This window comes from Paenibacillus tuaregi, from assembly GCF_900086655.1.
GTDB lineage: Bacteria > Bacillota > Bacilli > Paenibacillales > Paenibacillaceae > Fontibacillus > Fontibacillus tuaregi.
Genome location: NZ_LT575476.1, coordinates 3894877 through 3916963, shown reverse-complemented (window position 1 = coordinate 3916963; position 22087 = coordinate 3894877). Strand labels below are relative to the sequence as shown.

The 22087-nt window shown below is 39.7% G+C and carries 22 protein-coding genes and 1 tRNA gene; 19 read left to right on the top strand and 4 right to left on the bottom strand.

Translation table 11 applies throughout. The features are described 5' to 3' along the window. Positions 1 to 109: 109 nt before the first annotated feature. From BN6628_RS17520 to BN6628_RS17500, 5 genes are all read left to right on the top strand, one after another. Positions 110 to 778, top strand: coding sequence for a DedA family protein (locus BN6628_RS17520; RefSeq protein ID WP_068619673.1), 669 nt, complete (start codon positions 110 to 112; stop codon positions 776 to 778). Positions 779 to 788: 10 nt separating this feature from the next. Next, positions 789 to 1361, top strand: a complete 573-nt coding sequence (locus BN6628_RS17515; protein WP_068619672.1) for a xanthine phosphoribosyltransferase — start codon at positions 789 to 791, stop codon at positions 1359 to 1361. 89 nt (positions 1362 to 1450) lie between these two features. After that, positions 1451 to 1774 (top strand): hypothetical protein, encoded by a 324-nt coding sequence (locus BN6628_RS17510; RefSeq protein WP_068619671.1) that lies wholly within the window; start codon positions 1451 to 1453, stop codon positions 1772 to 1774. 169 nt (positions 1775 to 1943) lie between these two features. After that, the gene (locus tag BN6628_RS17505) at positions 1944 to 2159 is read left to right on the top strand and encodes a hypothetical protein (RefSeq protein ID WP_068619670.1); all 216 of its coding nucleotides are present in this window, start codon (positions 1944 to 1946) and stop codon (positions 2157 to 2159) included. Positions 2160 to 2241: 82 nt separating this feature from the next. Beyond that, complete coding sequence (locus tag BN6628_RS17500) at positions 2242 to 2589, top strand: carboxymuconolactone decarboxylase family protein (RefSeq protein WP_068619669.1); 348 nt, start codon at positions 2242 to 2244, stop codon at positions 2587 to 2589. A 78-nt stretch (positions 2590 to 2667) separates the two neighbouring features. Here BN6628_RS17500 and BN6628_RS17495 read toward each other — a convergent pair whose 3' ends face one another. Further along, positions 2668 to 3072 carry a YhjD family protein gene (locus BN6628_RS17495; protein WP_068619668.1) on the bottom strand — a complete coding sequence of 135 codons (405 nt, stop codon included), beginning with the start codon at positions 3070 to 3072 and terminating at the stop codon, positions 2668 to 2670. A gap of 164 nt (positions 3073 to 3236) precedes the next feature. On the opposite strand from BN6628_RS17495, the gene BN6628_RS17490 reads away from it, so the two are divergent. Together BN6628_RS17490 and BN6628_RS17485 are read left to right on the top strand one after the other, a co-directional pair. After that, positions 3237 to 3320, top strand: a tRNA-Leu gene (locus BN6628_RS17490). 170 nt (positions 3321 to 3490) lie between these two features. Next, complete coding sequence (locus BN6628_RS17485) at positions 3491 to 4381, top strand: hypothetical protein (protein WP_148449291.1); 891 nt, start codon at positions 3491 to 3493, stop codon at positions 4379 to 4381. A 499-nt stretch (positions 4382 to 4880) separates the two neighbouring features. On the opposite strand, the gene BN6628_RS17480 is transcribed toward BN6628_RS17485, so the two are convergent. After that, on the bottom strand, positions 4881 to 5966 hold the full coding sequence (locus BN6628_RS17480) for a hypothetical protein (RefSeq protein WP_068619666.1): 1086 nt from the start codon (positions 5964 to 5966) through the stop codon (positions 4881 to 4883). A 642-nt stretch (positions 5967 to 6608) separates the two neighbouring features. Here BN6628_RS17480 and BN6628_RS17475 point away from each other — a divergent pair. From BN6628_RS17475 to BN6628_RS17445, 7 genes are all read left to right on the top strand, one after another. Next, positions 6609 to 8213: a B12-binding domain-containing radical SAM protein gene (locus BN6628_RS17475; RefSeq protein ID WP_068619664.1), complete on the top strand. Its 1605-nt coding sequence runs from the start codon at positions 6609 to 6611 to the stop codon at positions 8211 to 8213. A 28-nt stretch (positions 8214 to 8241) separates the two neighbouring features. Continuing rightward, complete coding sequence (locus tag BN6628_RS17470) at positions 8242 to 10002, top strand: S8 family serine peptidase (RefSeq protein ID WP_068619662.1); 1761 nt, start codon at positions 8242 to 8244, stop codon at positions 10000 to 10002. A gap of 45 nt (positions 10003 to 10047) precedes the next feature. Next, entirely contained in the window at positions 10048 to 10278 is a 231-nt protein-coding gene (locus BN6628_RS17465) for an acyl carrier protein (RefSeq protein WP_068619660.1), read from the top strand. Positions 10279 to 10540: 262 nt separating this feature from the next. Then, positions 10541 to 10828 (top strand): PqqD family protein, encoded by a 288-nt coding sequence (locus tag BN6628_RS17460; protein ID WP_068619659.1) that lies wholly within the window; start codon positions 10541 to 10543, stop codon positions 10826 to 10828. Then, on the top strand, positions 10825 to 11829 hold the full coding sequence (locus tag BN6628_RS17455) for a radical SAM/SPASM domain-containing protein (protein WP_068619657.1): 1005 nt from the start codon (positions 10825 to 10827) through the stop codon (positions 11827 to 11829). The genes BN6628_RS17460 and BN6628_RS17455 overlap by 4 nt, the downstream gene beginning before the upstream one ends. A gap of 65 nt (positions 11830 to 11894) precedes the next feature. Continuing rightward, complete coding sequence (locus BN6628_RS17450) at positions 11895 to 13718, top strand: ABC transporter ATP-binding protein (protein ID WP_068619655.1); 1824 nt, start codon at positions 11895 to 11897, stop codon at positions 13716 to 13718. Between the two features lie 4 nt (positions 13719 to 13722). Then, complete coding sequence (locus BN6628_RS17445; protein ID WP_068619653.1) at positions 13723 to 15495, top strand: ABC transporter ATP-binding protein; 1773 nt, start codon at positions 13723 to 13725, stop codon at positions 15493 to 15495. A gap of 207 nt (positions 15496 to 15702) precedes the next feature. On the opposite strand, the gene BN6628_RS17440 is transcribed toward BN6628_RS17445, so the two are convergent. Beyond that, positions 15703 to 16530, bottom strand: a complete 828-nt coding sequence (locus BN6628_RS17440; protein ID WP_068619651.1) for a DJ-1/PfpI family protein — start codon at positions 16528 to 16530, stop codon at positions 15703 to 15705. 23 nt (positions 16531 to 16553) lie between these two features. After that, the gene (locus BN6628_RS17435) at positions 16554 to 16778 is read right to left on the bottom strand and encodes an SHOCT domain-containing protein (RefSeq protein WP_068619650.1); all 225 of its coding nucleotides are present in this window, start codon (positions 16776 to 16778) and stop codon (positions 16554 to 16556) included. Between the two features lie 290 nt (positions 16779 to 17068). On the opposite strand from BN6628_RS17435, the gene BN6628_RS17430 reads away from it, so the two are divergent. The 5 genes from BN6628_RS17430 to BN6628_RS17410 all read left to right on the top strand — a co-directional run bounded on the left by BN6628_RS17430 (position 17069) and on the right by BN6628_RS17410 (position 22066). Next, complete coding sequence (locus BN6628_RS17430) at positions 17069 to 17911, top strand: sialate O-acetylesterase (protein WP_068619648.1); 843 nt, start codon at positions 17069 to 17071, stop codon at positions 17909 to 17911. Beyond that, entirely contained in the window at positions 17908 to 18450 is a 543-nt protein-coding gene (locus BN6628_RS17425) for a PadR family transcriptional regulator (RefSeq protein ID WP_068619646.1), read from the top strand. The genes BN6628_RS17430 and BN6628_RS17425 overlap by 4 nt, the downstream gene beginning before the upstream one ends. Before the next feature lie 508 nt (positions 18451 to 18958). Beyond that, complete coding sequence (locus BN6628_RS17420; RefSeq protein ID WP_089153560.1) at positions 18959 to 19435, top strand: MarR family transcriptional regulator; 477 nt, start codon at positions 18959 to 18961, stop codon at positions 19433 to 19435. 99 nt (positions 19436 to 19534) lie between these two features. Beyond that, on the top strand, positions 19535 to 21070 hold the full coding sequence (locus BN6628_RS17415; RefSeq protein WP_068619645.1) for a monooxygenase: 1536 nt from the start codon (positions 19535 to 19537) through the stop codon (positions 21068 to 21070). Continuing rightward, on the top strand, positions 21071 to 22066 hold the full coding sequence (locus tag BN6628_RS17410) for a nitroreductase family protein (protein WP_068619643.1): 996 nt from the start codon (positions 21071 to 21073) through the stop codon (positions 22064 to 22066). It abuts the gene before it with no gap. Positions 22067 to 22087: the final 21 nt, after the last annotated feature.

The window sequence follows — 22087 nt, the reverse complement described above, 5'->3', positions numbered from 1 at the left end:
CTGTGCTATATATAGTACAAGGTATGTAGATTCGGAACAGGACATGACTGCAACATGTCCATTCTTAAGCAGCGCGCCTGTGTTTTATCTTTAGAAAGGTGAGATATATGTGAGTGTAATTATGTCCTATATCGCCCAATATGGTTATTTGGCTATGTTCGGACTGCTGGCATTGGGCTTTATGGGCATTCCTGTACCCGATGAGACTCTGGTGGTGACCTTCGGGGGATTGACAGCGGAAGGGCATTTTGTATTTTGGATTGCGCTTCTGATGACTTTTCTTGGCAGCATGACGGGGATGATTCTCAGCTACACGCTTGGAAGGGTCGTTGGAACGCCGCTGCTGCACAAGTTCGGGAAATGGATTTTTATTACCCCAAGCAGACTGGAGACCACAGAGAGGTGGTTCGCACGGTACGGGAATTGGAGTGTTCTTTTTGGTTACTTCGTGCCCGGACTTCGCCAGCTGACTTCATATCTGTCGGGTGTTTATCGCCTTCCCATACATGTGTATCTCATCTATGCAAGTATTGGCGCAGCTATATGGTGTTCGGTGTTTATGGCGCTGGGGGCTACAGTAGGACATCACTGGAGAAAAATGGCCTATTTCGTGCATCACCATGTCTGGCGTATAGCCCTTGTGGTCATTGTGCTTCTTCTGATTGGGGTGATTGTCTACTTGTTCATAAGACAATTTAAATTTAAAAAAATGGTGAACCTAGACCAAGAGGCGCCCGAAGACGAGTCTGGGTCCACGGGGAATCCAAATAGGAAATAGGAGGGGAACCATGGAATTATTAAAACAAAGAATTTTGGAAGAAGGCGTGGTTGTATCAAATCAGGTGCTGAAGCTGGACGCTCTTCTTAATCATCAAGTCGATCCTGCCCTAACCATGGAGATGGGGCGGGAGTTCGCGGCACGTTTTCGTGAAGACGGGATAACCCGTGTGGTTACCGTGGAGTCCTCAGGCATACCTGTTGCATTTGCGACGGCTTACGAGCTGGGGGTACCCTTGGTATTCGCCCGCAGAAAGAAGACGCTGCTGGCTGATCCGGATGCGCTGTGCGAACGGGTTCCTTCGTTTACGAAAGGCATTGTAACCGACATTTTGCTGTCTAAACAATTTATTTCGGAGAATGACCGGATTTTGTTTATCGACGATATTATTGCCAACGGGGATGCAGCGCGCGGACTGGTTAAGATCATTCAGCGTTCCGGGGCTGAACTGGTGGGAGTTGGTATTGTGGTGGAGAAGAGCTTCCAGGCAGGTGGAAAAGCGATCCGCGAGCAGGGCATCCGTCTGGAGTCACTTGTGCGGATTGTCTCGTTGGAAGACGGCAAAATAACCTTTGACGAATAGGCGAAACGGAATCAAATTTGCGGGCAGTCCTTTGCAGGCCCTTTCTTTTCAGTTATAATGAAGAAGAAGTAGGGAGAGGAGGCAACGACATGGGGGAACAACAACCGGTAGTCAATGCAGAATATTTTGTTGCTAAGTTGAGTGAAGCTAAGGTTACTTTCGAGCGAGCCCTTGATTGCAAACATACAGAATTTGATGACCTTTATCCCTATATGCTGGAGCATCCACAGTTCTTTTGGTACAAACGCTATGTGGCCTGGTCACAGCTGCTGACCATTGCGGGTCTATGCGAGGATCTTTCCTTCCCTTGGAAGGAGCAGTTCAGTCCTCAGCAGGTAGCCTATATAGAGGGACGTGTGATGTCGGCGAAAGTGCTGGATTTCTGGTTTGAGAAAGAGCATGCACAAAGATAAGGATCATAACATATTTGCGGTTGTCGCCTAGATACCGCGTTCAAGCGGGTCGTTCACCGGTAACGGGAGTGGCCCGTTTTTGTATTTGTTAGCGGGAGTAGAGACTCATTATGGTATAGTTAAGCTTAAATCTCTGACTTGTCTGTCAGGCAGGAGGTGTCCACGTTAAATGATTAGTGACGAACAGTTGGATGCGTACCGGTTATCCGGAGAGAAAGTCCGAGTAGTCCGTGATGCGCTTCCGGAGAATGATGTAAGAGGAATTGTGGTAGCCTGGAGTGATACACAGGTGATGATCCGCAGGCCCAACCGGAATATTGTTAAGCTGGACAGAAATTATACGTATCAGCCGGCTAAGGAGCCACGCATTTCTTTTGACGAATAAAGCATATTATGATCGGCCCTGAGGCAACGTAGTAAGGAAGGCAAGTTAGGTTAGCCCATCTTACGAGGAGGAAATGCCGATCATGTCAGTGCAAAACGATAAAATCAGGGAATACAAAGACGGAATCCAGGCTTTTGGAGACTCCCTGCCCGGCGTAGCTGAAGCATATCACGAGTTCACGGGAAAGGCACTTGCTTCCGGAGAATTGGATGCCAAGACCAAACAGCTGATTGCCCTGGGGATCAGTCTCTTTGCCAATAATGAAGTATGTACCTATTACCATACGGAAGAGTCCAGGTCCAAGGGAGCCACGGATGCTGAAATCCGGGAAGCGGCTGCAGCGGCAGCCGCGGTCAGCTCGGGGCATATTCTATCCCAGGGAGCAACCCGGATAGAACAGGCGCTATCGCATGGACATGTTCACCATTAGCAAGACAAGGCCTGCCTTAGTTCTAAGGTGGGCTTTTTTAGTATGGGGACATGTATACGGAGGTACAGTCAAAATGCACTAATGCTGCAGAGTCTGCTCGTGAACGGACACTGGAATTGGAGCGTCTGCACCGAGGTAAGCCATCATCCGGCTGGACAGTTCCTGTTGAAGAGCGGACCATAGAAAGCGCATTTCACCCTGGTAACCGCGACATATGTAGCTTGCGGTGATTCCTTGATCATTCTGTTTGGTTTCATATACGCGGATTTTGCGTTTGAAGCATTCGTTCTGGACTTCAGACATCACTAGATTGACCCGCCGGATGCCTGAATCAATCATTTCACTGTAAATATGAGGGCTCTTCAGCATTCCGCTTTCCCGAATGATCTTTGAATCCCGCTCAAAGATTCTGCGGATAAGCTGAAGCAGCAGCCAGCTTTTAACTAATGCCAGTTCATCGGCCGTTGTACGAGGGACTGCCATATCAGAAGCCACCACCTTAATGCGAACTTATGTTCTTATCTTATCCTGATTTCCGAAAAAATATCAATGGTAATAATTTTTTTAATTTGGTTGTTGACTTGCTAGGATATGCGTGATAAGATATTTCTTGTCGCCGCAGAGAATATCTTTGCGAAAGACGATGAGCGGTCGTGGCGGAATTGGCAGACGCGCACGGTTCAGGTCCGTGTGGGCTAACCCCCGTGGAGGTTCGAGTCCTCTCGACCGCATTAACTTAAACATAAACAAGCTCTTGACTTTCCCTTCGGGGAGATTCAAGAGCTTGTTTGCATGAAAATGTAATGTCCTACCATTAATTATTTGACTTTTATGGAAGTTCTAGATACATTACAATTCTTATATTTGCAGGTCGATTGGTTTTAAAAGGCGTCCTAACCGTATGGGAGAATGGAACTCCTGCCACGGTGCATTCACACACAGTTCTCAAATTAGAATTTTTTTTGAAAGGGGTGTCATATACTTAATGCTTATCCCATCATTTGAAGACGAAATACTTGACCGGACCTTGTCCTTATTTGTCAATGATATCCATGCCATTCTTAATAGGAAGTTACAGAGCGTTTACCTATACGGTTCTGCCCTTCATAATGATTTATCTCCGGGATACGGGGATTTGGATTTTCTCGTCTTAATTGGAGAGGATCTTAACCAAAATGAGATTGGGCTTTTAAATAAATTAAGAGCAGTTTATAGATCATCCCCTCTTAGAATATGGGTTGGTAACCAGATACATAATCTCTACACCGATATGCTTGAGGGTGCCTTTTTTACGGTTAATATGCTGAATGGGGGGAAGGGATGTGGCTTGTGGTGGGGAACAGTGCGCGAATCAGTCTGGACGGAGAATCAATTAGATCTATTCACCCAGTACACGATCAAGGAGCAGAGTATCTTGTTATATGGCGAGCTCCAGAAGGATAAAATACCATCGTATTCGAGGGAAGAGCTCATTATTTTCCTTAAGGAATATGCCACGTGCATGCGGACGTATGGCAAGGGAAATAGTCTACATTCAGTGGACTGGCTACTGTTAGCTTCCAAGTTCATAGCTTGGTGGCAGGAAGGTAACATTTTGTCTAAAAGCCAAGCGGCAGACTGGGGATATTTACATCTTAGTGGTGGATGGAAAGTGAACTTGAAGAGATGCAAGAAGCTAAGGAAGGACCCATCCATGGTAACACTACTTGAGTATTCCGAATGGCTAAGTAATTTGGGGCCAGCGATTATAGAAGCATCACATGATCTGGATAGAATCCTCGAAACAAGATAACTTATCCGCTAACGGAGAACGAATAGTTGAACAAAGGTAAGACACTCTCTGGAGGAGTAATAAATATTCGGAATCAAAAAAACTTCAAAGATTGATGAACTCACAAATGAAAAAAGATATATAAGTTTGGCTAGGGTTGATGAAAAATTCAGGATCGTAATTAAAATCTATTCCTAGCGTCCTATGTCGATTCTTTGAGAATTTACTCCAAGAAAATTGCCGTAATCGATACCAACCAGTAGAGCCGTGGTAGCGGTACGACTTAACCTCCAAAAGTTCACTTAAAAGCAAAAAAACCGTCCTTTGGTAAAATGGAGGGACTGCCCAGCCATAAACCAAAAGGAACGGTTTCTCTTTGTACTATCAAATTATCCACAGGATTTAGGCAAATTGGAGGCATATATTAATCGCTTTACAGAAAAAGCTCATCTTTTGCGCTAAATTTAAGAAACAGTAACAGATATACGAAGAATGAAAAATGGGAGAGCTTAAGCAAAACTTACCCCAAACACCATTTAAGTTCATAACGATTTGAATTCCCAAGAATAAAATGTTCTTCTTTTTTAGCGTTCATATAAATTTGCTCTAACACTTTATGAATTAGGCTGATTTCAGTAATAGATAGGGATTTTACGCCTTGAATCATGGCATTGATTTTACGGGTGTCTTTTCTCATAGTTAGCTTTATCATTTGATTTCGATAAATTAGAGCGATTTTCTCAAGTCCCTGGTAAGTTTCGACGATGTCCGGGTCCCTTATGATTCCCAGCGTCTCCATATATCTAATTCTGTCTATCATACACTTCTTGTGTTCCCATAAAACATGAAAAAGTCTAAGGTCTATGCTGGCTTTTTTATCGATTAATAGAAACAAGTAATCGATGATTTTATCGTAAACGTCTACGCCTAAAGTTAAATTTCTGGCCCAACTTGAACTTTGATCGTCCCGTATGCGGGTATCCCTTGATGCTAAAAAGTCCTCTAATGAGTCTTTGACTTTAAGAAGATCGAATTGAAAAATTATATCCTCTTTAGGCTTAAGCAAGAGTACCTTCTCATAATTCGCGGTGTTATAAATCGGCGGATTTGAATAAGCCAGTTGAAATTCTTCAAATGTACACCTTGCAAACTTATACTTTCCGCCGAAGTTGTCGGCAAGCTCTAATGTTTGCGTATTAGTGTTATAGCCATAAATCAGTAACTCATGTGCATAATCAGTTCGGTTATACCATTTAAGGCTCGAAGCTGAAAGGTATTTATGATTCACCTTCATATGTATATAATATCCTGAATCAATACAATCTACGATAAACGAAATCACATTTAGTTTCCCGAATATATCCTTATTGATTATTTGTACATCTAGAAAAGGACAATAATAGGGTACCCACGTGATCCATTGTTGAAAAAAGTCAAGCTTAATACTGGAGCCCTCTGGATGAGACGATAATTGTATAAAGTTGCTTAAAAACCATGGGAAGTATTTCTTATTTGCAGCGACGGACAAAATCGCCAAAGGATTGGCATAATAAGAATAACAATTTATTCTCGGGTCCTTTACCGGTAGTAACCGTTCCATGGCCATTTTCAAATCCCTCCATTACTGTTCAATTAAAGGGGGTATCAAAATACAGGGTAACAAATTTATAGAGAGTTCTCAGAATGATGTGGGGGAAGTATTGTTTTATCATTGCTTGTGAATATAATTACAAATCATCGGGCAATTGTCAAATTTAGTTTTCAAAATCGAGATTACTGCTCTCATTTTCTTGACAAAAACACAAGTATAAATAATGCAAAAGTAAAAATAAATAAACATTTGAACACAATGCTTATGTGCAATTATTTGAGTTCTCTGCATTGTTTAATCATCAAGAATGATGAATTCTAGTTCAAAATCCGTCTAAAAGAACTAATATGTTGTAAAAAACGTTAAACAATAAGTTATTTTTTAACATTTTTTACTTTATAAACGCAAACAAAAAAGATGTTGACTTCTAGTTTGAATCGTAGTAAGTTTTATTTGTAAAGTAATGGAAGTGAAAATACTTATTTACATTTGTTTATAAATATCGTGTTTAAATGTAAAAAAACTTGTAAAGTGAGAAGGGAACTTGCTTCTAAAGCGTAGAGTTATACTAATCTCAACCTAAAGTAGGCATATAAAATTATGTAGCGCGAAGGTGTTTGCTCTGAATTATATGTTGTTAAGAAGAGAGGTCTCGTTATGTTAAAAATAGCAACAGCATACTTTAGTAACAATGAGCTTCATTGTCTAGAAGTTGGATATGGGTTTTCAACATTAAAAAAACATGATAATTATTTAACAATACATAAAATTGATGAACATAATATACAAAATGAAATTGATAATATCGCCTATAGTAAACCCAATATAGTAGTTATTTTTTTATCGTATAATTGCTATGATTTGTTGTTAGAACTTAGCTCTCAGTTAAAACGTTTATTGGAGCATGTGATTTTAGTTGCATGCCATAGCCTTGCATCACGTTTAGCCGAACATTTATTAAAAGATATTAGACATATTGACGTTGCTGTAATTGGTGACTTTGAGAATACTCTATCTGAGTTATGTGCTCTAACTGCGAAGAAAAAAAATTATACAGAGTGTAAAGGTGTTGCTTACATACTTAACGGGAAATACGTAATAAACAAATTTAGACAAACAGAGGAAATTGGGACGATATCTTTTCCATATAGGAATTGTTTCCCGACTGATACAAGGTTTTTTCATGTTTATGGGTCTAGGGGATGTGAGGGAAAATGCTTATTTTGTGACAGGAGTATCTTACATACAGCAAGCGGATATAAAAAACCAAGGTTTAGGGACATTGACGATGTAATCAGAGAAGTTGATCTACTCGTTAAAGAGTACAACTGTAAATTTGTGAGTTTTTCTGATCCAACTTTTTGTTCATCCTCAAACATAATTAATAGATTAGAACAACTATATAGTTATCTAAGCCAAAAAAAATATTGGATTCAGTTTTCTATGAATTTAAGAGCTGAGCAAATCACTCAAGAAGTAGCAGCGTGTATGAATAAATTAAAGAAAGTTGGATTAGGTAAAGTATTTATTGGAATAGAAAGTTTTAATGAGTTTGAATTGAAACTATATGGCAAGATTGCGAATATTAGATCAAATATAAATGCAATCAATATACTGCAGGATAATAATTCAGCAGATGATGACTATAATTTGAGGTTCGAATATGGCTTCATTAATTTTAATCCATATTCAAATATAGAAGGGTTGAAAAACAATTTAAATAACTTACGAAAGTACAACGTTCATGTAGATCCGTATATTATTTCAAGCAAAGTTAGTTTAAATTACTTAACCAAACTTACTAAAATTGTTGATAGGGATAATTTGTTCGTAAAAAGTATTGATGAATTTTCTCTCAGAGAGTTAATGAGCTATAGATTTGAGTACCGTTTTATTCATAAGAATGTTCAGGAAATATATGACATTGTACTTAATTGTGTCAAGAAGTTAAATCTTCGTAATATTAACGGTTCAGAGTTTATAAGAAACAGGTATTATCATTTTTTTGGTTTTGATTATATTGTTGAGAAATTTGATGCTGCTTATAGAAAATGGTTATCAGAAGTAAATGATTTTTCTTGTAGTCTTTTTGAATACATCATTTCGAATAAAGATGAATACAATCGTAAACTGTGTTGTGCTATTTCACTCTGTGATGAATTTAAAAAGCAATTTATTACTACGGATCACAACCTAAGATTTATTCAACAAAGAGCATTAATACAGTTAAAAAAAATTGACGAACTAATTTACTATAGATAGAACAACTCTTTAGATGAGGATGTAGATTATGAATAAAGTTAGGGTTGCTATCATCGATTCTGGTATTTCAAAAAAGTCTGAATGCATAGAAAATATATCTGAATCTTTTATGCTGAATAAGTCCGATGGAATTTATTCTATTATTAAGTGTGAACCTATAGATTACATTGGGCATGGAACTGCCGTTGCACATATTATTTACAAAACAAATATTAATGTTGAAATGATTTGTATACGGATATGCGATTACACGATGGAGATTGATGAGGAAGGATTAATATTTGTCTTAGAGTACATTTATGAAAACATGGACATAGATATTATAAATATAAGTGCAGGAATAACCTACTTAAGTAATTACAAAGGTATGAAAAAAGTTTGTAATAATTTATTTAAAAAGGGAGTTGTTATTGTATCGGCTTTTGATAATGACGGGGCTATATCATATCCGGCCGCTTTGGATGATGTGATAGGTGTAGATACGAAAGATGAATATGGAGACAGGAAAGATATTTATTACGTTGAGAATAGTATCATTGATATTTTGGTCCCTAACAAATTTTACCGCACAATGTGGAAGGACAGAAAAACGATTTTGAAAGGATCAAGTTTTGCCTCTGCTAGTATAACTGGAATATTATCTCAAATAATAAGAGGATTTACCTTACCTTTTAAGAAAAATGATTTATTAAAGACAATATCAAATACTCAGATAAATGTAAAACAAAGTAACAATGTGGAACCTCCCAATTTTCAAATAAAAAAGGCAATATTATTTCCATTAAATAAGGAAAGTCAAGTTTTGTTAAGGTTTAAAAAAATGTTGAAGTTCGATATTGCAGGGGTTTACGACGAAAAAACATCTGGTAATGTCGGCAGAACATTATTTGGCAAACATATAGAATCGTTTGATTCCATTAATTGGAATGATGATTTTGATACCGTTATTTTATCGTGTACATCAGAATTGTCAACAATTACGAAACGTCATTATAGTGAAGAAATTCTCGAAATGGCGGAAAAACAAAATAAGAACATTTATACGTTTGAAAAAATAACATCTGATTATAAAAAAATATTTCATCCAAGTATTACATCTAATATGGTTCCTTATAAAAACTATTTTAAGCTTCACAAAGCAACAATCCCAATTGTAGGGGTATTCGGAACAAGTTCCAAACAAGGTAAATTTACGCTGCAATTAAATATAATACAGAGATTATCAGAACTAGGATATAGGGTTGGTCATATTTCAACAGAACCTTCTGGTTATTTATTTGACGCTGATTATGTATTTCATTTCGGATATCGTGCAAACTTAAAAATTCAGCCGTGGGAATGTATTTCAATACTGAATAACATGGTTTGGAATACACAATTAAAAGAAAAAGATATTTTAATAACAGGTTGCCAGTCTGGTACATTACATTACAATAATTCAGAAATTAACAATTTTACGATATACCAATATGCATTTACATTAGGTGTTATGCCCGATTACTGTATTTTATGTATAAATCCACATGATGATATTGAGTATATCAGTAGAACAATAAGTTTTATTAACTCTATTGATGAGGGGAAAGTACGTGCAATCGCAATATTCCCTATACAAGCTATTGAAACCAATACTGGAATAAAGTATAAGACAAAGGAGTTAATAGGTGGGGATCTGCAAGTTTTTAAAGAAAAAATATATGAATTGTTTAAAATACCGGTTTATTCAGTATTCGATGATTTAGATTTAGATAATCTTTGTGATTTAATTATATCTTATTTTGGGGAATAAGTAATACTTTAAAATTAATTTATACATTTATTTAGGGGGATAATTATGGACGTACATGACAAGGTATTGGATTGTTTAGAAGAAAACGGAATTGAAGTATTAGACGATGGTAAGCTTAACAATGTAGACTCATTTGCCTTTATTTCAGCTATCGTTAGCTTAGAGGAAGTATTTGATATAGAGTTTCCGGATGAATATTTATTAATAGAGAAACTATCTAATATTGATAATATATGTTTTATTGTTAAGCAAATGCTTGGAATTCATGAGAAATAACGTTTTTGGGTTGGTTATCTAATAATATCATTAAGCAAAGGAGGTGAATATATATGAAAAAATTAGTTAAAAAAGTTGCCAAGAAAAAAACTTTAGTTGCATTCTATATGTCTGAGTGTAACCAAGGGACTTGCAATGGGAGATAGTGCAGATCAGTAAGAGCGGCAGCAATAACAGCAAGAGTTTTTCTTGCTGTTATTGCATATAGAAGAAGTCATTTATTGTAAACGCAAAAATTAAATTGATCATTGGAGGAACTAAAATGTGCACGGAATCATGTTCTGATGTTTTTTATTCAAAAAACATCGCATGGATATTGCTTGGAGATGATGTATTTGTCTTTGATGAAATAACGGATAAAGTATATCTGCTTAAGGATATATCAAAAGAGTTTTGGTTGTTAATTCAGGAAAAAAAGAAACTAATGGATATTATACATCAAATTGCTGAAAGTTATAATGTTGATTTTATAGTAATTAAAAATGATATTACTAAACTAGCAAGAAAATTTGTTGAAAATAACTTAATAGTTTGGAGCGATGCAGTATGAGACAAGCATTAATAAAAGATTATTTTTATCATCAAGCCTATATGAAGAATGTTCCAGTTAGCGTAATGATAGAACTGCTTACAAAGTGTAATCTAAGGTGCAAACATTGCTATTTGCCTGCTCATAGTAATTCAGGGCTTGGATTCGATAAATTAAAAAGTTTATTATATGAGCTTCGTGAAGCGGGCGTAGTAAATGTATCGTTTACAGGTGGAGAAATTTTTCTTCGGCAAGATTTATTTGAGTTGATTGAGATTGCACGAAAACTGCATATGAGAGTATTTCTTCTAAGTAATGGCACATTACTAAATGATAAAATGGCCGAACGCCTATCAAACCTACACATTGCAGAGTTTTCCACCACTGTTTTTTCATTACGAGAAGGTATTCACGATTCTATCACTGGATTAAAAGGATCTTTAGAGATCTTGTTGAATAATTTGCAGCTCTTGAAGAAACACAATATCCGAGTAAGGGTCAAAACGCCTTTAATGAATGTTAATATGCATGATTATAAAGAAATTAAAGAACTCTGTGATCATAATAAATTTGACTTCCATGTTTCCCCACTTATATTTTCCAAGACAGATGGAAATGAAGCGCCGAAACAGTTAAGAATAGCGAAAGAAGATTTAGCGCCTATTTTGAAAGAGATTGATGAACAAACAAGAAATAAACATTTGCATGAATATGACGTGCCGTGCGCAGCGCTATTTTATTCATTTGCAATTGATTGCAACGGGGATGTATTTCCTTGTAATTCCTTTTTCTATAAAGTTGGGAACATTTTTAACGACACAATAAAAAATATTTGGTATGAGTCTGAATCTTTAAAATTTATAAAAAATATAAAAAATTCAGATTTGAAAGCATGCGTTAATTGCGAATATAAAGTTCAGTGTGATAGATGCCCGGGGATGGCATTGCTTGATAACAAGAGCGTTTTTGCATGTGATACATTTGCAAGATCATGTGCAGAAATAAGATCTAATTATTGTTAGTTCTATGAAAGATAACTCTCATATCAGAACTAATTGAATTCTTTGTTGAAAACATTGGAGGCAAAATGCTTAAATCCAAAGAATATACGACATTGGATTTTTTAATTGTACCACTAAGAATAATACCGTTGCAAACTATCTATTCTATTCTAATAACGATTCTAAATTCGCTGATACCGGCCTATCAAACTCTGGTTGTAGCTAATTTTATCAATACGGCGACGGATATTTTTAATGGAAGGGTTGATTATTCGTCTATTTATTTACCTATTATTTTGATAATGAGTTATGTCATATTTACCAATCTAATTCCTTCTATCACACAAATTATGGATACTTCAGCTCAAAACAAGCTAAATGCAACTTTAAAAAAAGAGATCGCACTAAAACAAGCTCGTTTGGAGTATAAGCATATTGAAAACAATGATACACAGGAATTAATAAACAGGGTGTGCTTGGATCCGATAAAGAATTTTATGGCGGGATTAAATAATTGGTTTAGGGGAGCAACACTTTTAATTAGCTCATTTTCACTGCTTGTTATTGTTATGTCATCTACATTTATAAGCGGCATGGTCATCATAATTATAAGTGTGCCTTTGTTTTATATTGCGATGAAAACGGGCAAAAAAAATTATGAAATGGGCATGGAAGCCAAAAAGATTCAAAGGAAATATAATTATTTATCAAGCGTTTTAATTAATCGCGACTTTGCCGAGGAACGCAAGTTATTTGCCTACAGCACGCATATTCGTGAGAAGTTTGATCAGCTTTACGACGAGTCAAGTAAGATTGAAACTAAAATCGAAATTAAAAGCTATATTAATATGAAAAGCGGCTCTATGGTTACATTGTTAATCGTAATTATTATTGTGGCCTTGCTTTTGCCTTCACTTCATCGTGGGGAAATTTCTCTGGGCATCTTTGTAGCCCTCGTCAACGCCATTTACGGTTTGGTTCAGAATATGTCGTGGCAGTTGTCCAGCACTATGTATGATTATGCACGGTTAAAAGAATATTTAAAAGAATTTTCAATTTTTATTAGGCTTAGCGAAAAAAAAGATGCTTGTGTGTTACCGGCCGATATGTACTCTTTTGCGTTTGAATCCTTGGAATTCAGAAACGTCAACTTTAAATACCCGGGGACGGAACACTACATATTAAAAGACTGCTCGTTTATATTAAGTCACCATAAAAATTATTGCTTTGTTGGAGTAAATGGGGCGGGAAAGACGACCATAACTAAATTGCTAACAGGGATGTATGACGAATTTGAAGGGGAAATTTTGATAAACGGGAAAAGTATCCGGGACTTTACCTTCGCTGAGATCAAAGGAATGATCTCCGTTGTGTACCAGGACTATGCCAAATATCCATTGACCGTAAAGGACAATATTCTCCTTGGAAATCTAACGAAAACGGATGAGAAGAGACTTGAAAAAATCGTTTCGGAAATGGGGTTGAAAGATGTTGTAAACGGTTTGGAATTCGGGATAGACACCTATCTTGGCAAGATAAAAGAAAACAGTAAGGATTTATCGGGGGGGCAGTGGCAGCGATTGGCTATATCCAGGTTGCTGTATTCAGACTCTAAAATAAATATTTTGGATGAACCAACAGCCTCGCTTGACCCATTGGCCGAAAGCCAGGTTTACGAACTGTTTAGTCATGTTAATAAAGACAGATTTACAATATTTATAACCCACAGATTGGGCGCCGCCAAAATGGCGGATGAAATTTTGGTTGTCGACGAGGGGCACATTGTGGAGCGAGGTTCTCATGAACAATTGATATCTTTGAAAAACGGTAAATACAGTAAGATGTTTGCGAGCCAGAAATCTTGGTATGAACCGACGATGAAGTCAGTGCTTTTAGAAGGTGAATGTTAAAAATATGGGGAAAATGAAGAGTAAAGGTTTTTTAATCAACAGCCTTAAGGGCATAAAAATCATGTTTGAAGCGAATCCTGCCATGTTTTTGTTGCATGTTTTCTTTACAGCCGTTCACGGTGCGTCATGGGCTCTGCAAGTAGTATTCATGCAAAAGTTTTTTGATTCGGCTCAAAATTTCGTTGCGGATAAAATTGATTTAGGCATCACAATTTTGTATCTAATCGGTATGGGCTTGTCGTATGCACTATGTCAACTAATGAACGGTGTAGATAACTGCCATGCGCGCATTTTAAACATAGTTGTTGGGAAACGAACGAACAGACTCATTCATCAAAGTATAGATAAATTAAATGTGGTTGAATTTGAGGACACTCATCGACTGGACTTTATTAATAAAGCTTTAACAGGAAGTCAAAACTTGGTTTGGGTATGTTTAACTCTTTTGGATTTGGTATTTTTCTATACGATTTATTTTGGTTTTATGGGGTGGTATCTGTTCACTCTAAAACCTGTTTTAGGTCTAAGTATTGTGATTGTCTTCATCCCCTGTGTTCTTTCTAAGTTTGCGCAAATCCTCTCGTTTAAAAAATTGGAGGAACAATCGGCTCCGATCAGAAGAGAATACGAGAATTATGAAAGATGCATGACAGACAAGGAGTTCTTTAAAGAGACGAGGTTGCTTGGTGCAACGGATTTCTTTAACAAATTGTACACCTCTTCTCTCAAAAAGTTAAATCGGCTTGTTTTTATAGCTCAGCTTAAAAAAAACCTTCTCAATTTGATATTAGATATTGTAACTGTAATAGGTTACGGCATGATCATTTATATGCTTTTTATATTTGTCATGAATCAAGAAATTTCCATAGGGGCGTTTGCGGCTGTACTGGCCTCGATTTACAGACTTTATAGTTTTATGAGCGAACTAGTTTCCGAAAGGATCGGTTGGGCATCTGAAAATGTGGGAACTGTTGAAAACTTCTTAGACTTCGTCAATGAGAGGAATAACCCTGAAAAAAGGATGCCAAGACCTCAAAAAGTTGATATTAAATTGAGTAATGTAAGTTTCAGCTATCCAATGACAGACAAGGAGGCCTTGGATAATATCAGTCTAACGATACCCAGTGGCCAGACTTTAGCGATAGTTGGTGAAAACGGCAGCGGCAAGACAACATTATGCAGAGTAATTATGGGAGTTTATGAGGCGTCTCAAGGAGAAGTTACTTATGGAGAAATGTCTGTTAAAAATTTGAGTTATGATCACACGTCTGCTGTCTTTCAAAAATATTGCAAATATAATATGACCCTGCGGGAAAATTTGATCATCGGTCAAATGGACAAGCCTGCAGACGAAGCGATGCTTATGGATATTTGTGATAAATCGGGGGTGAATTTGAAAGGGAAAAGCTATAAAGACGGATTAAACACTATGCTTGGGCGTGATTTTGACGGGATAGAGATATCCGGTGGTCAATGGCAGCGGATCGCCATCGCACGCGGATTATTTAGGGATAGTGATTTGATGATTTTAGATGAACCAACGTCAGCTATTGACCCTTTGGAGGAAACACGCCTTTATAACGATTTTGCGAAAATTTGCCAAGACAAAACCGCAATCATCGTGACTCACAGATTGGGTTCAGTTCAGATCGCCGATAGAATTATCGTATTAAAGGACGGCAAGATTGTACAGGATGGTAAGCACAGTCAACTTATTAAAATGGATGGCGAATATAAAAAAATGTTTGAATCCCAGAGAAAGTGGTATGTTGTTTAGTAATATTTTGAACGGGGGAATCTGTCAGTTATCTTCGGATAAGTATGGCAGTATGGAAGTCTATTTTTGTATGTTTAATAAATTTAATAAAAAGACCTGACAGAAAAACTGTCAGATCCCTGATTTTTGGATTTTATGCACTCATCCCTAATTGGATATTAACCTTGTGGGTTCGGTCTACAACATTGTTTATCTGAACCCTATCCCTCACTTTTGGGTATTACTAACAGAATTAGCAGCGGGTTGTTTTTGTTCAGGCGCTTGCGGACTCGTATTAAAGTCGACTGGAGTAATGCCCTCCGCTTTCCACACGGTGCCTCTTTTCTCATACTCAAATAATTTTTCTACGGAATTCGCAACTTGGGGGCCCAATTCACGATCAACCAAATACAAAGCCACGTCCAGTCCCGAAGTCACGCCTCCCCCGCTCACGAAACTGGGACCATCTTCAACGACTCTTGCCTCAATCGGGATTGCGCCGAGAGCTCCCAATGCAGCCATGCCTATATGATTGGTCACCGCATGTCTATCTTTTAACAAACCTTTCATGGCTGGCAGCAATGTGCCTCCACATACTGTAGCCACAGTGACTTCCTTATTGTCAAAAGCCTGTTTCAACATATCCGGTAGGCCTGTCTTCATGGCCTGCTTTAATATATTCGGAATGGCGTCTTCCGAATTCCCCGCCGGCTTGCCTGAAGCCCCAGGCACCAAAATAATTCCCGGACGCTTTGGGTCCAATGCGGTTTTAGCTTCGAGAGAGGGACCATTCAGACCGCTTGGGACAGAACGCTTGCCTTCTGCAGAAACCAATTCTACAGTAATTGCTCCTTTTGTGTACATGCCCGCGGCAGCGAATACTTCGTATGGCGCCAAGGCGTCCAGCAGATCGAACCCATCGAATAATACGATTTGAACATGCGTGCTTTTGTCTTTAGATGCCTTATTATCTTCATTTGGTTTGGCACTTGCTGTAGAGGAAACCAGACTTAGAACTAGTGCCAAAGAGGTAAGCAATCCTAGTATTTTTTTCATCCCATACTGTTCCTTTCGATTTGTTATTTTATCAAAAGATCCTTCAGCCTGCGATATTCCGTCTCGTCAATTTCACCCCTGGCCATCCGGCTTTTTAGAATCGATGTGATGTCACGATCCTTTTGATTGTAGTCCCAGTCCCGTCGGTGACGAATCGCATAAATTCGAAGTGCCACAAAACAAAAAAGCGTGAGACAAAATAGAACTCCGAATGGAAAAAATGAGAAATTGCCATGTTCCATTCCCATTGAAAACCTCCTTTATTCAGTCTACTGCGTGGAGGACAAGTCACTAACCGCGATTTTTGCCTTCCTTGTACGCAAGAAGAATCATATCAAATGAATATCTCAAACAAAGGTGTAAAAAGGTCACAAAACAATAAACACTTCATCGCAAATCGGGCGGATAACGTTAGTTTTCTGATTGATTTGAGCTATGTAATCCAAATGAGCGTAAAAATTAGCTGTAGTGGAGAAATTGTAATCTATATTTATTAGTCTAATTAGACTATAATAGAATGCGAAGGAGTGAGTACTAAATGATAAAGTCATTTTTAATGTTGGGGCAGTCTAATATGGCGGGTCGTGGATTTTTGCATGAAGTTGATCCTATCTATAATGAAAAAATAAAAATGCTGCGCAATGGACAGTGGCAGATGATGACAGAGCCAATTAATTACGACCGACCGGTTTCTGGTGTAAGCCTGGCGGCGTCTTTTGCCCATGCCTGGTCGAAAGCCAATCCCGATGAAGAAATTGGTTTGATTCCTTGTGCGGAAGGGGGGAGTTCTTTGGATGACTGGCATCCGGAAGGCATCCTTTTTCAGCATGCTTTGTCCGAAGCCCGCTTCGCCCTGCGGTCCAGTCAAATCTGCGGAATCCTCTGGCATCAGGGTGAGAGCGACAGTTATCGTTCGCTGCATGAAACTTATTACGAGAAATTAAGCCTTATTATCGAGACACTAAGAAACGAATTAAATCTTGATGAGGTGCCGCTTATCATTGGCGGACTTGGTGATTTCCTTGGGAAAAGCGGTTTTGGGCAGCACGCGACAGAATATCAACAGGTCAATGAGCAATTGCAGCGCTTCGCTAACGAACAGCAAAATTGTTATTTTGTAACAGCGGCGGAATTGACGGCGAATCCTGATGGCATTCATTTAGACTCGGTTTCACAGCGCAAATTCGGCTACCGTTATTTCGAGGCTTTTTCGAAAAAGTGTCATGTCATGGAACCTCTCCCTGGGGAGGAGCAGTCGCTGAATGTGGAGCGTGATTATTCGAAAACAGAACAGATTTACCTTCATAGCCTGGATTTGGCTTCGGATAAAATCACGTACGCTGAATTCGAGGCGTTGATGGCGAAGGTGATGCAGATTTGATCCCCTTACTCATCCTTGGCTTGCTCATCCAAAACCCCGGTGCTCACGGCTATGAATTGCTGGCCTTAATGGAAAAACGCCATTACAACTACATTGTAAACTTCACAAAAGGCTCATTTTATTACAATCTGCAGCAGCTTGAAGAAAAAGGTTGGATTAAGCAGATTCAGCAGAATCCTTCAACCAGCGGGCGCGAAATTCGGAACTTTAAAATCACCGGATCAGGAATGGCTGAATTCGAAAAATTAATGGTCAAATACGGGACCAAATCAGAATATGTGAACCTGCAATTTTACGGGGCGCTGCTCTTTGCCGATGAATACGACAAAAGAAAATTGCTGGAACTGATCCAATCGCAAATAGACCAGACTAAAACCCGAATCGCCCTCCTTGATGAATATCTGTCCAACACACAAGAACTTCCTGGCACAATCGATTACTACCGTCGAATGAACGAAAATTCCCGTTCTCATCACTTGGTTAACTTAGAGTGGTTTGAACAATTAAAAGCAGAATTAGAGGGACATATTGCAAAGTAAAAAGAAGCAAAAATTAAGATTTAGAGATACCAAATTGACAATTGAAAGCAGCAGTCCTTGAGCAGGAGAGAGTTTTAACGTAATAGGCAATAATTAGATTGCAAAGGTTCGTGGCGTGAAACGTCATGGGCCTTTTTCAAATTGTACTTGCCAAGGAGTAGGAACGGGAAACGGCTCGCAAGTGGATTAAGAAATCGTTAAGAACAAGCGGAAACTAATGGGGAGCTGGATCTTGCAGGGAATTTGACATTGAATAAACTAAACCTTAAAATAATATTGTTTCATATGAATAAATATTTATTGTGTATGGCGACAAACCCTTTATAAAAGGGTTGTTATATTTATTCAAAGGAAACCATAATAAATATTAGAAAGGAGCTAGGGTAGTCTGAGAAATGAGTTCGACCGTTTTTTTAGAGGAAGGATGCCCCGGGTATACTCATATTGTTTCTTGTGAAACCAAATTTAGTTATAATGAAGAAAAATGAATCGAGGAGTTTGCGTAATTATGAGTACGAACGAGATCATCAAAGCCACCATCCATGAAAATTTCATTCAATTCCTTCACCAAAAAGAGCAATATGAGTCCCGGCTAGCTGGCGTTTTTCTCGAAGAGCTTCAGAAATTGGCTGAATTGGGAGTCAGCATTAACATGACGGAGCTGCATACCATTGCGTGCATTGGTGAGCAGGAACCGATTAATGTCACTTCCATCGCCGAAAAGATGGATTTGAGCAAGGGGAACACCTCAAAGATAACCGCTAAGTTATTGGCGGCGGGTTGGGTGCGCAAGACCCAGCTGAGCGATAACAAAAAAGAAGTGTATTTCCGGCTAACGGCAGCCGGGAAAAAGCTTTTTGCTTATCATGATGAGCTCCATAACAAAGAGCAGATGAGGATGTACGAATTTTTGGACAAATATAGTGAATCCGAGCTTGATTTTATTAAGCGATTATTTGGAGATATAGCTGACCTCTATCGTTAAGGGGGTGAAGACGCTGATTGATCCATTCATGGCCAGCTGAGATTGGCTTATATCGCTAATATCCTCATGTACGGGTTTTAGAGAAATGAGGTCATTTTAATGGATTATGATGTGATACTGATTGGTGGTGGACCTGTTGGCATGATGCTGGCAGGAGAGCTGGCATTAGCCGGGGTTAAGGTGTGCATCCTCGAACGATTAAAAAATACCACGCCGTTCTCGCGGGCGCTTACTGTACATCCAAGGACGCTTGAGATTCTGGATATGCGGGGCATAAAATCGAAACTATTGGAACAAGGACGCCGACTGCCAGCAGGACACTTTGCCTCTCTGGATACACCTTTGAATTTTTCCGTTTTAGATTCTTCCTCTAATTACACGCTTTTTCTGCCCCAAAGCGAAATGGAGAAAGTGCTTGAACAATGGGCACTCGATTTGGGTGTAGAAATACGGAGGGAGGCAGAAGCCCTGTCCGTACATCAGGATGAGGAAGGTGTTGATGTGCGGATGTCGGGCCCTCAGGGTGAAGGCACGCTTAGATCCAGATACGTCGTCGGCACGGATGGCGCTAAAAGTTTGGTTCGAAAACAAGCGGACATTCCGTTCGAAGGCCACAATGCGACGTTTATGGCTATTTTGGGAGATGCCTCCCTTCCCGGCCTTCCTCCAATGAGCGTTAAGTCCCGCATGACAGAGCAGGGGATCGTATCGATCCTGCCTATTGATGCAACGACTTATCGGATATTAATTCTTGATCCGGAAAGATCGGCTGTATCTAAAGACGAGCCAATTACGATTGAAGAATTGCGTTCCTCGCTTATTCGTACGGCGGGAAGTGACTTTGGTCTTACCGAGGTGAAATGGATGTCCCGTTTCGGGAATGCCACTCGGCAAGCGAGCCGTTTGCGGGAACGGCGATTGTTTCTTGCGGGAGATGCGGCACATATTCATTTTCCTGCGGGAGGGCAGGGGATGAATGTGGGCTTGCAGGAAGCGATGAACCTGGGGTGGAAACTCGCCGGAGCGATTAAAGGCTGGGCACCGGAGTGGCTGCTTGACAGCTATCAAGCGGAGCGGCTTCCTTGGAGCACGGCGCTGCTAAAGAATACAGAAGCGCAGTTTACGCTGCTCGACACAAGTCCAGGCGTGATGGAGCTGCGGGCTATTCTGTCCAAACTGCTCCTTGAGCCGGAGGCCAACTATCAGATGGCAGAGCAAGTTTCCGCGATGAATGTGCACTATGCGCCTGATGACTCGGCGCCGTCCCATATTTTAAATGGAAAACGTTCGCCGGAATTAATGCTGCGGCTGAAGAACGGCCGTTTGGCAAGTTCTTATGAGCTGCTTCGGACTGGCCAATTTCTTTTGCTGCAGCTGTCTTCGGGTGTGAATAGCAGTGATGAGTGGGATGGTTATGAGCATCTTCAAGTGATCGAAGCTTCTTTGGCGGCGAAAGCGGCCAATTGGCACGATGTTCACACCGCTTTGATTCGTCCGGATGGTCATATCGCCTGGGCGGTGTCTGTGTCAGAATCGGACCCGGCAGGAAAGATTCGAGATGGAGTTGTTCGTTGGCTCGGGGACTGGAGAAGCTTGAAAGGCGGTTTAGGCCGGGCACAAGCCGGGATAAAATAAATGGAATGGATGACACTGATCAAAGAGCGCAGAAGCATACGCAAATTCAATCCAACTCCGGTCGATCAGGAGTTGGTGTTAGAATTGCTTCGTGCAGCTAGGGAGCTGTATCCAACCGGGGAGACCGTAGATTTCCGGTGCGTGTATGCGGGAACGGCAGACTCCAGGGAACGACTCGCTGCCTGCATGCTTGAGCCACTGGTGAACAATAAACTCGTCAAGTGGCTCCCTGAGAAAGTACGGGATTTCGTTCGCAGAAGAGTTACGGATATTCCGGGCCATCTCGCCATCATTGCCACTACGGATGCGGATAGAAGGAAAAGCGACATGAATTATGCGGCGGTTTGCGGTATCCTGCAAAATTTCCAGCTGCTTGCCTGGCAGCGACAGCTTGGTGTGTTGTGGGACACGGAACCTATGATGCAGAGCAAGGATGTATTCCATCTGTTGAAAATGAAGCCCAATGAGAGACTCGTAGGTATTTTTCACCTTGGATATTTTGATAAAACTCCTAAAGCCAGAGCTCGAACCCGGGCAGAAAAGAAATGGACCAGCTTAAGCGACCAGCCCGCTTCCGAAGTTGGCGTGCTGGAATTATTAAATGCGGCTGTATGGGCTCCTAACGATGGAATGCGGGAGCCCTGGCGGTTTATATTTGTTGGATCTGGGAGGACGGACATCATGTCTGGATTGCAGGATCAGGCTCCGGCCTACCTGATCTTGGTCACGAAAGAAGATGCTGATCATCATAAAAGAGAAGAAGATTTTGCGGCGGTAAGCTGCCTTATGCAAAATTTCCGTCTGCTCGCACAGGAAAGCAAACTTCATATACGAATGACGATGAATGACTGGATTTATGATAGAACTTGTACTCACCGTTTTGGGGTTCAACAAGACGAGCGTATTCTCGCCGTGCTGGAAATGGGTGATCCTGAACAAACTGTTGAGTTTGTGAAGGCAGACGGTTCACCGGAGCTTGCGTTTGAATTGTTGTAAGGTCGTTGTGAAGCGAGGAAA

What these genes read in the sequence shown, in the direction of transcription:
- BN6628_RS17515 (WP_068619672.1), top strand. Translation starts at nt 789, where the DNA reads ATGGAATTATTAAAACAAAGAATTTTGGAAGAAGGCGTGGTTGTATCA.
- BN6628_RS17510 (WP_068619671.1), top strand. Translation starts at nt 1,451, where the DNA reads ATGGGGGAACAACAACCGGTAGTCAATGCAGAATATTTTGTTGCTAAG.
- BN6628_RS17505 (WP_068619670.1), top strand. Translation starts at nt 1,944, where the DNA reads ATGATTAGTGACGAACAGTTGGATGCGTACCGGTTATCCGGAGAGAAA.
- BN6628_RS17500 (WP_068619669.1), top strand. Translation starts at nt 2,242, where the DNA reads ATGTCAGTGCAAAACGATAAAATCAGGGAATACAAAGACGGAATCCAG.
- BN6628_RS17495 (WP_068619668.1), bottom strand. Translation starts at nt 3,072, where the DNA reads ATGGCAGTCCCTCGTACAACGGCCGATGAACTGGCATTAGTTAAAAGC.
- BN6628_RS17485 (WP_148449291.1), top strand. Translation starts at nt 3,491, where the DNA reads ATGGGAGAATGGAACTCCTGCCACGGTGCATTCACACACAGTTCTCAA.
- BN6628_RS17480 (WP_068619666.1), bottom strand. Translation starts at nt 5,966, where the DNA reads ATGGCCATGGAACGGTTACTACCGGTAAAGGACCCGAGAATAAATTGT.
- BN6628_RS17475 (WP_068619664.1), top strand. Translation starts at nt 6,609, where the DNA reads ATGTTAAAAATAGCAACAGCATACTTTAGTAACAATGAGCTTCATTGT.
- BN6628_RS17470 (WP_068619662.1), top strand. Translation starts at nt 8,242, where the DNA reads ATGAATAAAGTTAGGGTTGCTATCATCGATTCTGGTATTTCAAAAAAG.
- BN6628_RS17465 (WP_068619660.1), top strand. Translation starts at nt 10,048, where the DNA reads ATGGACGTACATGACAAGGTATTGGATTGTTTAGAAGAAAACGGAATT.
- BN6628_RS17460 (WP_068619659.1), top strand. Translation starts at nt 10,541, where the DNA reads ATGTGCACGGAATCATGTTCTGATGTTTTTTATTCAAAAAACATCGCA.
- BN6628_RS17455 (WP_068619657.1), top strand. Translation starts at nt 10,825, where the DNA reads ATGAGACAAGCATTAATAAAAGATTATTTTTATCATCAAGCCTATATG.
- BN6628_RS17450 (WP_068619655.1), top strand. Translation starts at nt 11,895, where the DNA reads ATGCTTAAATCCAAAGAATATACGACATTGGATTTTTTAATTGTACCA.
- BN6628_RS17445 (WP_068619653.1), top strand. Translation starts at nt 13,723, where the DNA reads ATGGGGAAAATGAAGAGTAAAGGTTTTTTAATCAACAGCCTTAAGGGC.
- BN6628_RS17440 (WP_068619651.1), bottom strand. Translation starts at nt 16,530, where the DNA reads ATGAAAAAAATACTAGGATTGCTTACCTCTTTGGCACTAGTTCTAAGT.
- BN6628_RS17435 (WP_068619650.1), bottom strand. Translation starts at nt 16,778, where the DNA reads ATGGGAATGGAACATGGCAATTTCTCATTTTTTCCATTCGGAGTTCTA.
- BN6628_RS17430 (WP_068619648.1), top strand. Translation starts at nt 17,069, where the DNA reads ATGATAAAGTCATTTTTAATGTTGGGGCAGTCTAATATGGCGGGTCGT.
- BN6628_RS17420 (WP_089153560.1), top strand. Translation starts at nt 18,959, where the DNA reads ATGAGTACGAACGAGATCATCAAAGCCACCATCCATGAAAATTTCATT.
- BN6628_RS17415 (WP_068619645.1), top strand. Translation starts at nt 19,535, where the DNA reads ATGGATTATGATGTGATACTGATTGGTGGTGGACCTGTTGGCATGATG.
- BN6628_RS17410 (WP_068619643.1), top strand. Translation starts at nt 21,071, where the DNA reads ATGGAATGGATGACACTGATCAAAGAGCGCAGAAGCATACGCAAATTC.